Consider the following 12557-nt stretch of genomic DNA (forward strand, 5'->3'; position numbering starts at 1 on the left):
TCCGGCGCAGCGGTGTAAAAGGATGCGCAGCCGCGGGGTAAGGACGACTGCGCACCATAAAGGCGAAATCAATAGAGAATTAAATAAAACTTTTATCAGTGTGAAGTCAGACCACCGAGCAGATTCGGCAATCCGGGCAGCGCGCCGCTGGCATTTCCGCCAGCGCCCCCTGCCGTATTGCGCAAGCCACCGAGCAATCCGGTAACGGGCGCGAGAAGGCCGGTCACTGGCGCGAGGGCGCCCGCGGCGGCGCCGCTGCCACCCGAACCACCCGCGCCGCCGGCCACCGCGCCGACGACCGGCAGGTTGCCGAGCAGGCCGCCAAGCGGATTGCCGCCGCCGCTGCCACCGGCGGCACCGCCGAGGCCCGGCAGGTTGAGCAGGCCGCCGAGCGGGCTGGTGGCGCTGCCCGAGCCGGGACCGTTCACGACCCCGCCGGCCGCGGCAACGGTCTTGCCGGCCTCGGTCACGACGCCGCCGAAGCTGGATACGATCGGGGCATGGGTATTGGTGATCAGGCTGCCGCCGCTGGCCACCGAGTTGCCGAGCGTGGCCAGCAGGTTGCCGAGCGGGCCGCCCAGGCCGGTGGCGCCGCCGGCCATCTGCGTGGCGTCGGTGAGCTGCGTGGTCAGCGGCACGATGGCCTTGCTCACGCTGCCCGTCACCTGCGCCACCGGGCCGGTCGACAGTGCCTGGCCGAGCGTGCCGCCGGCCATCGTCACCACGCCGCCGACCTGGTTGACCAGTCCGCCCACCGGCGTGGTCACGGCGCCCAGCGGCGCGAGCGGGCCGGTGCCGAGGCTGCTGACGAGATCGCCCGCGCTCGATACCGTGACGCCCGCCTTCTGCACCACGTTGCCGGTGCTGGCCACCGTCACGCCGAGCGGGTCGGCCACCGCGCCCATCTTGCCGAGTCCGTCGCGCACGCCCGCGCCGAGCGCGCCGACCGTGTCGCCGGCATTCACCACCACGCCACCGAGGCTGTTGCGCGTGGCTTCCGGCACCAGCGGCAGCGGCGTGTTCTGGATCTGCTTGCCGATGTCGCTCACGGCATTGCCCGCGGCGATCACCGTGTTGCCCACGCCTTCCGTGACCTTCGCCGTGGGCGTCGTGTCAGCGCTGGTCGGCGTGGTGGGCGTGGTCGGCGTCGAGGGCGCGGTCGGCGTGGCGGGGCTGGCGCCGCTGCCGGACCCGCCGGAGGAGCAGCCGGCCAGCAGCATGAGTGCGGCAGCACAGGCGAGGGTCACGGCCGACATCGGGGCGGATTGCGCTTTCATGGGATCTCCTGGTCTTCCTCGCGGAAGGTTGTGCTAGCGGTTGTTCTGCGAACGGCTTTCTTGGTTGGCTCGGGGACCGGGCCCGCGACGCTGGCGTTGCGCCGTGCGCGGTGCTTGTCGGATGCCATTACCGCAAGCTGCGTGCCATCCGTCCGGCGCGCGCCGGACACGCGCCGCCGGGCAGCCGCGCGGCGCGCCGCAAACCGTTGCCGCACGCGGCCCGGCGCGCCGCCGCCGGGCCGCGTGGCGCGCGCCGGGCCGCGGTGCTTCGCTGCCGCCGGCGTGTTACGTGCTACGTAACGTGTTCCCTCGCGACGTTCCGCGCGCCGGCTTTCCTTCGTTCTCGCGGCGGGGGTCCGCAGGCCGGCGTTGTTCCGTGCGCGGGCCGCCGCGTTACGTAACGCGTAACGCGGAAAGACCCCGCGCGGGGCCCATGTCTGGTCCTTTTCCGGCCATGTCTCATCCTCCCGAAACCCATGCGTGGCAAGGGCTGGAGAGATTTCGGCAGGTGCCGCGCGCGCATGCCGGCCCGCTCTGGCACACCCTTTGCGCAAAGGAGTGCAACACGACGCGCCAATGCGCACCGTGATTTAAACGACGGGAAAAAAGGAAAAGGTCATGCGTACTCAACAGATCATCGTCACCACCCTGCTCGGCACCCTTCTGGCACTCGGCGGCTGCGCCAGCGGCGGCGGCACGACGTCGATGGACACCGGCAGCGGCGCAGGCACCGGCGCGGGCACTGGCGCAGGTACCGGCGCAGGTACGGGCACGGGCGGCGGCAGCAACAGCGGGAACAACGCCGGCAATAACGGAGGCAGCAACGGGGGCGACAGCGGCGGCGGCAATGGTGGCAATAACGGCGGTAACAACGGTGGCAACAACGGCGGCGGCACCACGCCGGCCGCGCTGACGCCGACCAGCCAGATCGTCAACCAGGCCGGCAACGTGGTGACTACCACCGGCAACGTGGTGAGCGACCTCGGCACGCAGATCAAGAACACCAACCTGCCCATCCTCTCCACCGAATCGAAGAATGGCCTGGGCGGCGTGATCGGCTCGCTCGGCGCGGCGGTGAGCACGCTGGGCACCGGCGTGCAGGACGGGCTGGGCAACATGCCCAATGCCGCCAACCCGCTCGGCACCACGGTGGCCAGCACCGGCGGCGTGGTGAGCCAGGTGGGCAACGCCGTGACCAACGCGGGCGCGCTGGTCAGCGGCCTGGGCAGCGGCCCGCTGGCACCGCTGGGCGCGGTGACGACGCCGGTCGGCTCGCTGGTGTCGCAGCTCGGCACCGCCGTCAACGGCGTGGGCGGCAAGCTCGGCCAGGCGCTGTCGACGGGCCCGGTCGAACAAGTCACCGGCGGCGTCAGCAAGCTGATCGTGCCGCTGACCTCGCAGCTCACCAGCGCCACGCAGACGCTTGGCGCGGCCACCGGCCTCGGCGCGCCGGTGAACAACCTGCTGACGACGCTGGGCGGCGGCATCGCGCAGATCGGCAACACGGTCAAGCAGACCGACACGCCGGTGGTGTCCGGCGTCGGCGGCATCGTGGCCGGCGCGGGCACCACGGTGGCGGCCCTCGGCGGCGCGGTCTACAACCCCAGCGGCAGCGCGGGCGGCAATCCGCTGGCACCGGTCACCGGCCTGCTGGGCGGACTCACGGGCGGCCTTGGCGGCGGCAGCGGCACGAGCAACCCGCTCGCGCCGGTCACGGGCCTCGTTGGCGGCCTTACCGGCGGTCTCGGCGGACTCGGTGGCGGTGCCGGCGGCGCCGCGAACAGCCCGCTCGCGCCCGTCACCAGCCTGGTCAGCGGTCTCACCAGTGGTCTTACGGGCGGCCTCGGCAATCTCGGCGGCGCGGCCGGCGGCGGCGCGGGCAATCCGCTCGCGCCCGTCACGGGCCTGGTCAGCGGCCTGGTGGGCGCGGTCTCCGGCGCGGCCGGTAACGCAGGCAACGCAGGCAGCGCGGCCGGCGCCGGCGGCAATCCGCTGGCCCCGGTAACGGGCCTCGTCGCGGGACTGACCGGCGGCAACGGCGCGAGCAGCGGCGGCACCAGCGGTGCCGGCAGCGCGGGCGGCAGCAAGCCGCTCGCGCCGGTGACGGGCCTGGTGGGCGGATTGCTCGGCGGCCTCGGCAACCTCGGCGGCAAGCGCTGATCCCGCGCTCCGCCACGCAGCAGCGCATGCCGTGCCTTGACAGGCAACGGCATGCGAAATACAAGAGTGAGCGCGGCGCGAGCCGCCCGACACAACAGAACGCGATGGCCATGCGGTACCGCCGGGGATAGCGGCCCCCCGGCGCGATTGGCACGGCGCGTGACAGCCGCAAGCAGGTTTAACGGAAAATCCAGGGGTAAGACCATGACGCACACACGCCTGCGCGCCGCCGCCTTGGCACTCGGCCTCGCCGCCTGCCACGGCGCCGGCGCCGAGCCGCGCAGCCCGGTCCAGGGCGATCCCACGCAGACCCTGCCGAGCATCGCGCCGGCGCGTCCGCCCGAGAGCAAGGTCACGGTCCAGGTGGAGCGGCCCGATTCGGCGCTGCAGAACCTGCTGTCGAGCAAGCTCACGCCGCAGCGCTTCCAGATCGAAGGCGTGAAGGCGATCCCGTTCGCGGAGATCGCGGCGAAGTTCTCGCCGCTGGCGGGCAAGGAGATCACGGTGGCGCAGTTGCTGGAAACGGCCAAGGAAGTCACCGACATGTACCAGCAGCGCGGCTATCCGCTGTCCTTCGCCTTCGTGCCGGCGCAGAGCTTCGAGAACGGCAACGTGATCGTCACCGTGGTGGAGGGGCACGTCGCCACGGTCACGGTGCGCGGCGAGGCGGGCCCGGTCGAAGCCCGCCTGCGCGCCATCGCCGACAAGCTCAAGGAGGACACGCCGCTGCGCCGCGAGACCTTCGAGCACTACGTCAACGTGCTGGCGCTGCAGCCGGGCGTGCAGGTGGCCGCCACCGTGCAGCCGCCGCAGACCACCGACGGCGCCTGCGAGATGGTGCTCGACGTCAAGCGCAAGCCCTTCACGTTCGGCACCGCGCTCGATTACCGCTCGCCCGGCATCCGCGGCGTCGTCACCGCCACCACCAACGGCCTCACGCCGCTGGGCGAGCAACTGTCGGTGTCGGCGCTGGTGCCGAAGGGGCCGGACCACGAGGAATACTACGTGGCCAGCTACGGCCAGCCGATCGGCACCGAAGGCATGATCGCGCGGCTGAGCGCGTCGCACTACCGCGGCGTGCCCGAGAACGGCACGCTGGAGCAGCTCGGCTTCAACTCGCGCTACGTGAACGACACCAAGCGCCTGGGCGGCACGCTGAGCTATCCGGTCATCCTCAACAACGCGCATTCGCTCACGGCCACCGGCGGCGTCTATGCCAACGACCAGTTCGAGCGCTATACGCAGGCCGGCACCGACCGCCAGATCGCGCTGACCACGCACGTGCGCGTGCTGAGCGCGGAGCTGTCCTACGTGCAGCGGCAGGAGGGCCAGACGCGCAGCGCCACGCTCGGCGTCTACAAGGGCATCGACGCGCTCGGCGCGCTGCGCGAGAACAACGTCAACGACCTGAGCTTCCTGCGCACGCGGCTGATCGCGTCGCAGGCGACCGACCTGCCGCTGGGCTTCGGCGTGGCGGTGTCGGCCGCCGGGCAGTACAGCGCGCAGCGCCTGGCCTCGAGCGAGCAGATCAGCTTCGGCGGGCGCTTCTTCGGCCTCGGCTACCCGCCCGGCGAAGTGGCGGGCGACAAGGGCTGGGGCGCGTCGGCGGAGATCAACCGGCTGTTCACGCCGGGGCTGACCTACCTGAAGACGATCCAGCCCTATGTGTGGTTCGACATGGCGCGCGTGTATTCGAACAGCGTGTCGCTGGTGCACCGCACGCTGTCCTCGGTGGCCATCGGCCTGCGCTTTTCCGACCGGCGCTACTACTCGCTGGACCTGTCGGTCGCCCAGCCGGTCGGCGACAAGCCGGTCAATGCCGCGCGGCGCTCGCCGCGCCTGAACGCGACCTACTCCTACCAGTTCGAGTGATGGCGCGGACAACGCCGTTTCAACGGCGGTTTGCGCAGATCCTCCTGAACCGGCGGCAGCGCCGCGGCTGACGGCCGCGGCGCTGCCGCCGTCTTCCCGCAAGGCGGGAAAACACGCGGACCCGGCGAATGCCCGGGCATTGGCGTGTCCCCGTCGCCGCGCCGCCCGCCTCCCCGCTCCATCCCGGCTTCCCCATCCGTCCCGACCTGTTTTTCCGCTCCCCGGCTACCGGCGCCCCCGTGCATCCCGTCCAGACGCGGCGACAGAATCACTTTTGTTCCACGCATGTAACGTTTTGCGTACACGTCGTTCACCTGTATGTCTTGACGGACATATAAGAGTCAAATGATAATCTGTCTCATTCTCAATATTATTTAAGAAAACAGGGGTAATCGTGCAGACTGTTGTTGCCGCCGGGAAGAACAAAAGACACCAGATTCCGCGCCTGTCGGGCGCCGTGGGCATGGCCGTGGCCGCCGCGCCCGTCGCCGCGCAGACGGCCGGCAGCGTGGAGCTGCCGCACGTGACGGTGGTGGGCACCGCCGACAGCGGCTTCAAGGCGGACACGGCCTCCTCGATCAAGACGCCGGCGGCGCTGCTCGATACGCCCAAGTCGATCACCGTGATTCCGCAGGAAGTGATCCAGAGCACCGCCTCGACCAGCCTCAGCGAAGTGCTGCGCACGGTCCCCGGCATCGCCTTCGGTGCCGGCGAGGGCGGCAACCCGGTCGGCGACCGCCCGTTCATCCGCGGCTACGACGCGCAGGCCAGCACCTTCCTCGACGGCTTCCGCGACATCGGCTCGCAGAGCCGCGAACTGTTCAACGTGGAGTCGGTGGAAGTCACCAAGGGCCCGGCCGGCGCCTACGACGGGCGCGGCTCGGCCGGCGGCAGCATCAACATCGTCAGCAAGGCGCCCAAGCTGGGCAACTTCGCCGAAGGCAACGTCAGCCTCGGCAATGCCGACTACAAGCGCGGCACCGCCGACGGCAACTGGCAGTTCGCCGACCACGCCGCGTTCCGCCTGAACGCGATGTACCACGATGCCGACGTGCCCGGCCGCGACGCCACGCACGCCAACCGCTGGGGCTTCGCGCCGTCGCTGGCGTTCGGCCTGGGTACCGACACGCGCCTGACGCTGTCGTACTACCACATGCAGTCCGACGACATCCCGGACACCGGCATCCCCTACGACAACCCGGCCTTCAACCGCCGCACCGACGGCCGCCAGCGCACGCGCGCGGCCGGCGACGGCTCGCCGCTGAACGTGCCGCGCAACACGTTCTACGGCCTGCTCGACCGCGATTTCCGCAAGGACAAGGCCGACATGGGCACGGTGCGCTTCGAGCACGATTTCAGCCCGGCGCTCAAGTTCCGCAACCAGACGCGCTTCGCCCGCACCACGCAGGACTACATCTGGACCCAGCCCGACGACAGCCAGGGCAACATCTACTACGACATGGTCTGGCGCCGCACCAACACGCGCATCGCCACCGCGCGGACCATCGCCAACCAGACCGACCTGTCCGGCGAATTCGCCACCGGCACGGTCAAGCACAAGTACGCGTTCGGCGTGGAGTTCGCGCAGGAAAAGAGCGAGAACGACAGCTACACCGTGGCCACCGGCAACAACCGCTGCCCCGCCGGCCCGGGCGCCGCCGGCGGCTACAACTGCACCACGCTGTTCAACCCGAACCCCAACGACCCCTGGACCGGCGCGATCACGCGCAACAACAACCCGAGCAACTCCAAGACCAACACCACCTCGGTCTATGCCTTCGACTCGATCGAGCTGACCAAGCAATGGCTGTTCAACGGCGGCGTGCGCTTCGACCACTACAGCGCGGACTTCCAGGCCGCGCGCGCGGCCGACGGCAGCCGCGCCGAGTACTCGCGCGACGACAACCTGTTCAACTACCAGCTCGGCCTGGTGTTCAAGCCGGTGGAGAACGGCAGCGTCTATTTCTCGTACGGCACTTCGTCCACGCCGGCCGGCTCGTTCCTGTCGCAGGGCAGCGACGGCAGCGCGCTGGCCCCGGACCGCGCCGGCAACCGCGGCGACCAGCTCGCGCCGGAAAAGAACCGCGCGTTCGAGCTCGGCACCAAGTGGGACGTGCTGAACAAGCGCCTGCAACTGACCGCCGCCATTTTCCGCGTGGAAACCACCAATGCCCGTATCGTCCAGCAGGACGGCACCGCGATCATGGCCGGCAACAAGCGCGTGGACGGCGTGGAACTGGGCTTCGCCGGCAACGTCACCGACAAGTGGGCGGTGTTCGGCGGCTATACCCACCTGAAGAGCGAGCTGCGCAAGAACGGCGGCTCGGGCGCCGCCTTCGGCAGCACCGACGGCCAGTCCTTCCCCAACACCCCGGCGGACAGCTTCAGCGCGTGGACGACCTACCAGGCCATGCCCAACTTCACGGTGGGCGGCGGCGCGTACTACGTGTCGAAGATCTGGGGCAACGAGGCGACCAACAAGTGGGTGCCGTCGTACTGGCGCTTCGACGCGATGGCGGCGTACCGCCTCAACAAGAACGTCGGCCTGCAACTGAACCTGCTGAACCTGACCAACAAGGTCTACTACAACCAGGCCTATGCCAGCCACTACGCATCGATCGCGCCGGGCCGCGCGGCCATCGTGAGCCTCAACCTGCGCTACTGAGCGCGCGGCGCGGGCTGCCCGCCGGCGGACCCGCGGCAAACCAACGCGGCACACCTTGTCCACGGGCACGGTGTGCCGTTTTTCCTTCTTTCCTCGCATGGACACACTGCCTTTTCGCATCGCCTCACCGGGCGAACTGGACCAGCTCGGCGCGGCCGGGCTGGCCGGCAAGCTGCGCGAGCCCGCGCACCTCGCGCTGCCCTGGCTGGGCGGCGCGGCCGTGCGGGGCGACCTCGACGCGCAGATGATCCTCGGCCAGTGGTTCCTGGCCGGCCACGGCGTGGCGCGCGACGAGGCCCGCGCCTTCGCCTGGTTCAAGCATGCCGCCCACGCCGGGCACGCCGGTGCCGCCAACATGGCGGGGCGCTGCTACGAGAACGGCTGGGGCACCGCGCGCGACGACCGCGCCGCGGCGCAGTGGTACACGCTGGCCGCGCAGCGCGGCTCGGACTGGGGCATGTACAACCTGGCCACGGCGCTGGTGCTTGGCCGCGGCATCGCCGCCAGCCGCGCCGACGCGCTGGCGTGGTACCGGCGCGCCGCCGGCATGGGGCATGCCAAGTCGCTCAACATCGTGGGCGGCTTCTATGAAGACGGCTGGGAGGTGGAGCGCGACACCGCGGCGGCGATGGACTACTACCGCCGCTCGGCCGAGGCCGGCGACTTCCGCGGCCAGTTCAACTACGCGCGCGCGCTGGCGCTGTGCGGCCAGGACAGCGAGGCGATCCGCTGGGTGCGCCAGGTGCCGCGGACCGCCAACGCGCCCTTCGTCGAGAAAATGCTCGACTTCCTGCGCGACGCGCCCGACGCCGCGCTCAACCGGCTGTTCCGCCATGCGGACGCCGCCGCGCGGCAGTTCAGGTCACCCGAAAGCCGATCTTCAGCGTGACCTGGTAGTGCGCCACCTCGCCATCCTCGATGTGGCCGCGCGTCTCCACCACTTCGAACCAGTCGATGTGCTTGATGGTCTCGCCGGCCTTCGCGATGGCGCTGCGGATGGCCGCGTCGCAGCCATCCGGCGAGGAGCCCACGATCTCGACCAGCTTGTAGGTGTGGTTTGACATGTCTGCCTCCTTGGCGCGGCGCGTCGGGCCCGCCTGTTCATCATAGGCAGCCCCGCCGGCAAAGCCCAAGCGCGGCAACGCGGCAGGCACCGCATCGCGCGGGCGCGGCGCGATGGCCCGCGCGCGCGGCGGGTACGGCATCGCGCGACACCCGGCCGGGCGGCGCCGGCGGCATATGCCGCATGCGGCTGCCACTTTGCCGCCCGGTGTTGCCCGGTGTTGCCGAACCGGCGAAACGGCCGCTGGCGGCGGCGAAAGTGTTTGTCCTTTCCGCCACATACGTTCTACCTTACGAGTGTGCGCCCTGCCTTTTCGGAGACCGCAATGGCAATACGCTCTACCGCATCACACAGCACCGCGCAGTTAAGACGCCTGGTCGGACAATTGCAGGCGGAACTCGATTCGCTCGATCACCTGGCCATCTTCGACGCCGAGACGCAGACCGCGCTGGGCCAGGCGCGCGAACGCCTCACCCAGGGCATCGAAGCCATCGAGGATGCCATCCTGAGCCTGCGCACGCTGCAGCAGGTGCGCCCGTCCGGCATGCGGGCCCGCAAGACGCCGCGCGTCGCCTGACGCGGCGCGCGGCAACTGCTGCGAAATCTCAGAACTCCTGCACGGTCGGGCGCAGCACGATCTCGTTGATGTCCACGTCCGCCGGCTGCTCGATCGCGTAGGCGATCGCGCGCGTCACGGAGTCCGCGGGAATCGCCTGCTGGTAGAACTCGTTCACGGTCTGCGCGCTTTGCGCATGGCTGCTGCCGAGCTTGAGCTCCGAGTCCACCGCGCCCGGCGAGATCACCGTGGTGCGGATGGCGCCGCCCACTTCATGGCGCAGGCCCTCGGAAATCGCGCGCACCGCGAACTTGGTGCCGCTGTACACGGTGCCGCCCGGGCTGAACACCTTCACGCCGGCCACCGAGGCGATGTTGATGAAATGCCCCGCGCCCTGCTTCTGGAACACCGGCAGCGCCGCGGCGATGCCGTACAGCACGCCCTTGACGTTGATGTCGATCATGCGCTCCCACTCGTCGACCTTGCCTTCGCTCAGCGGCGCGATCGCCATCAGGCCGGCGTTGTTGACCATCACGTCGACGCGGCCGAAGCTGGCCACGGCCTTTTGCACCACCGCCTCCACGTCGGCGCGGCGGCTGACGTCGGCCACCACGGTCTCGGCGCGGCCGCCCCCGGCGCGGATCTGCGCCGCCAGCGCTTCGAGGCGGTCGCCGCGGCGCGCGGCCAGCACCAGGAACGCGCCGGCCGCGGCCAGGTGATGCGCGGTAGCCTCGCCCAGCCCGCTGCTGGCGCCCGTGATGACGACGACCTTGCCTTCGATACCTTTGCTCATTTCCTGCTCCGTTGGATGCGGGCTCCCCGGCCCGCCACGAAGCCATTATGTCGGCCGCGACCATCCATAAAAATGGAAATATTCTGATTTCAGTATTCCGGGATATGGAATACCCGGCACACTCGTCAATACGGCTCAGGACTCGGCCGCCGCCATGTTGCCGAAGTAGGCGACCAGCGCGTCGAACACCAGCCGGATGCGCATCGGCACCGGGCTGCGCCGCGAGCGGTAGATGTACAAACCCCACGGCGCCGGCGCGTGGCGCTCCAGCACGCTGACCAGCCGGCCCGAGCGCAGGTGCGGCTGCGCGAGGTAGTCCGGCAGCTGCCCGTAGGCCAGGCCGGCGAGGATCGCCTCCATCTCGGTCTCGGGGTCGTCGGTCAGGAAGGTCGGCGAGCGCGGCGTGAACTGCTCGCCCTGGGCGAAGTACCAGGGCCACGCGCGCCCGGTGCTGCGGTCGATCAGGCCGGTGGCGGGCAGCGCCGCGAGGTCGGCCAGGCTGGCCGGCTTGCCCACGCGCGCCACCAGCTCGGGCGTGCCCACCACGTGGAAGGCCACCCGCGCGGTCATGCGCGCCACCAGGCGCTGGTCGCGGAACATGCCCAGGCGCAGGCCGATGTCGATCTCGTCGTCGACCACGTCCGCCAGCTGGTCGGACAGGCGGATGTCGAGCGTGATGCCGGGATGGGCCAGCGCCAGCGGCCGCAGCGCGGCCAGCAGGTGCTGGCGGCCCAGCGTGCTGGGCGCGGTGATGCGCACCACGCCCTTGAGCTCGCTGTCGGAGCGGCTGGCCGGATGCGCGAACAGGCTGTCCACGTCGAGCAGCGCCGCGCGGGCGCGCTCGGCCAGCCGCTCGCCCGCCGCGGTGATGCGGATCTGGCGCGTGTTGCGGTGGAACAGCGGCTCGCCGACCGCCTCCTCGAGGTCCTGGATGGCGCGTGTCACGGTCTGCGGCGACGTGCCGAGCCGCGCCGCGGCTGCCTTGAACGAGGCCGACTCCGCCGCCGCGCAGAAGATCCTCAGCATTTCCAGCCGGTTGAGCATGGGTGTGGGCGCCTTGTCCTTGTATGTGCGCGTGCGCGCGGCGATGGCGCGCGCGCGACACGAAACGGCGATTATAAAAGCGGGCCGGGCAGGCCGCACTCTGGCAGAATGCGCGACGCCCGCGGCCCGGGCCGGCCCGGCAGGTCCGATGCCCGGGTGCCGCGCGGCCTGCCATCGCGCCCGCGCGGCCGCCTTGCGCGGGCTGCCCCGTATTTCCACACGCAGAATGAAGACAGCATCAGCATCACCGGCAACGAAAAAGGCCGCGGCAATCGCACTGACGGCCCTGTTCCTCGCCACGGCGGCGGCACTGGCACCGCCCGCCACGGCCAAGTCCCGCGGCATCAACCCGCAGAGCGCGCCGCCCGCAGCAGGCGCGACCGCTTTCTCGCAATGCCCGCAGTTCTTCGCGCAGCAGGCCGCGCCGAGGCTGCGCGACGACCCGCTGGCCAGGACGCGCGCGCTTTGCTACGACGCCTTCGCGGTGCTCCACTCGGGCCGCAGCAAGACCCCGCTGTACGTGGCCGAGCGCCTGTCGCGCAGCCAGCTGGCCGACGCCCGCGACGAGCCGCGCACCGACCGCTTCTTCGCCGACGCGCGCCTGCCGCGCGCCGAGCGCGCCGAGCTCGACGACTACAAGGGCAGCGGCTATGACCGCGGCCACCTCTCGCCGGCGGCCAACCAGCCGACCGCGCAGGCGATGGCACAGAGCTTCTCGCTCGCCAACATGGTCCCGCAGGCGCCGCAGAACAACCGCCGTGCGTGGGCCTCGATCGAGAAGGCCACGCGCAGGTACGCGCTGCGCGCCAGCGGCGACGTCTACGTGATCTCCGGCCCGGTCTTCGAGGGCCGGGTGCAGACCATCGGCAGCGACAACGTCTGGGTGCCGAAATACCTCTACAAGCTGGTCTACGACCCGGCGGCCAACCGCGCCTGGGCGCACTGGATCGAGAACACCGACGAGGCGCGTCCGGGCAAGCCGATTTCCTACGGCGAACTGGTGCGCCGCACCGGCATCGAATTCCTGCCGGGCGCGCACCTGGCGGACTGAAGACTGAAGGCGCGCCGCACCCGAAAAGCGCGGAAGTGGCACACTTGCGGTTTGCCGCGCGCGGCGGCCCGCGGCG

Annotated in this window: 10 protein-coding genes; 6 read left to right on the forward strand and 4 right to left on the reverse strand. The window is 70.4% G+C overall.

From position 1 onward, the window contains the following. Positions 1-95: 95 nt before the first annotated feature. Positions 96-1277 (reverse strand): collagen-like triple helix repeat-containing protein, encoded by a 1182-nt coding sequence (locus tag ACWTPI_RS32590; RefSeq protein ID WP_454733830.1) that lies wholly within the window; start codon positions 1275-1277, stop codon positions 96-98. Positions 1278-1895: 618 nt separating this feature from the next. Between ACWTPI_RS32590 and ACWTPI_RS32595 the strand changes: the two genes are divergently transcribed. From ACWTPI_RS32595 to ACWTPI_RS32610, 4 genes are all read left to right on the forward strand, one after another. After that, complete coding sequence (locus tag ACWTPI_RS32595) at positions 1896-3437, forward strand: collagen-like triple helix repeat-containing protein (RefSeq protein WP_454733831.1); 1542 nt, start codon at positions 1896-1898, stop codon at positions 3435-3437. Positions 3438-3641: 204 nt separating this feature from the next. Beyond that, positions 3642-5309, forward strand: coding sequence for a ShlB/FhaC/HecB family hemolysin secretion/activation protein (locus ACWTPI_RS32600; protein ID WP_020204981.1), 1668 nt, complete (start codon positions 3642-3644; stop codon positions 5307-5309). Positions 5310-5772: 463 nt separating this feature from the next. Beyond that, positions 5773-7974 carry a TonB-dependent receptor gene (locus tag ACWTPI_RS32605; RefSeq protein ID WP_454734058.1) on the forward strand — a complete coding sequence of 734 codons (2202 nt, stop codon included), beginning with the start codon at positions 5773-5775 and terminating at the stop codon, positions 7972-7974. Between the two features lie 97 nt (positions 7975-8071). Next, positions 8072-8863: a tetratricopeptide repeat protein gene (locus ACWTPI_RS32610; RefSeq protein ID WP_454733832.1), complete on the forward strand. Its 792-nt coding sequence runs from the start codon at positions 8072-8074 to the stop codon at positions 8861-8863. On the opposite strand, the gene ACWTPI_RS32615 is transcribed toward ACWTPI_RS32610, so the two are convergent. Continuing rightward, positions 8832-9038 carry a dodecin gene (locus ACWTPI_RS32615; protein ID WP_020204984.1) on the reverse strand — a complete coding sequence of 69 codons (207 nt, stop codon included), beginning with the start codon at positions 9036-9038 and terminating at the stop codon, positions 8832-8834. The two genes, ACWTPI_RS32610 and ACWTPI_RS32615, sit on opposite strands and share 32 nt — an antisense overlap. A 324-nt stretch (positions 9039-9362) precedes the next feature. On the opposite strand from ACWTPI_RS32615, the gene ACWTPI_RS32620 reads away from it, so the two are divergent. Continuing rightward, entirely contained in the window at positions 9363-9614 is a 252-nt protein-coding gene (locus ACWTPI_RS32620; protein WP_454733833.1) for a hypothetical protein, read from the forward strand. A gap of 28 nt (positions 9615-9642) precedes the next feature. Here ACWTPI_RS32620 and ACWTPI_RS32625 read toward each other — a convergent pair whose 3' ends face one another. Together ACWTPI_RS32625 and ACWTPI_RS32630 are read right to left on the reverse strand one after the other, a co-directional pair. Beyond that, positions 9643-10386 (reverse strand): SDR family oxidoreductase, encoded by a 744-nt coding sequence (locus tag ACWTPI_RS32625; protein WP_454733834.1) that lies wholly within the window; start codon positions 10384-10386, stop codon positions 9643-9645. A gap of 135 nt (positions 10387-10521) precedes the next feature. After that, on the reverse strand, positions 10522-11430 hold the full coding sequence (locus ACWTPI_RS32630; RefSeq protein ID WP_454733835.1) for a LysR family transcriptional regulator: 909 nt from the start codon (positions 11428-11430) through the stop codon (positions 10522-10524). A gap of 226 nt (positions 11431-11656) precedes the next feature. Here ACWTPI_RS32630 and ACWTPI_RS32635 point away from each other — a divergent pair, with 226 nt between their 5' ends. Then, entirely contained in the window at positions 11657-12481 is an 825-nt protein-coding gene (locus ACWTPI_RS32635) for a DNA/RNA non-specific endonuclease (protein WP_454733836.1), read from the forward strand. The last annotated feature ends 76 nt before the right edge of the window (positions 12482-12557 follow it).

This window comes from Cupriavidus ulmosensis, assembly GCF_977008105.1.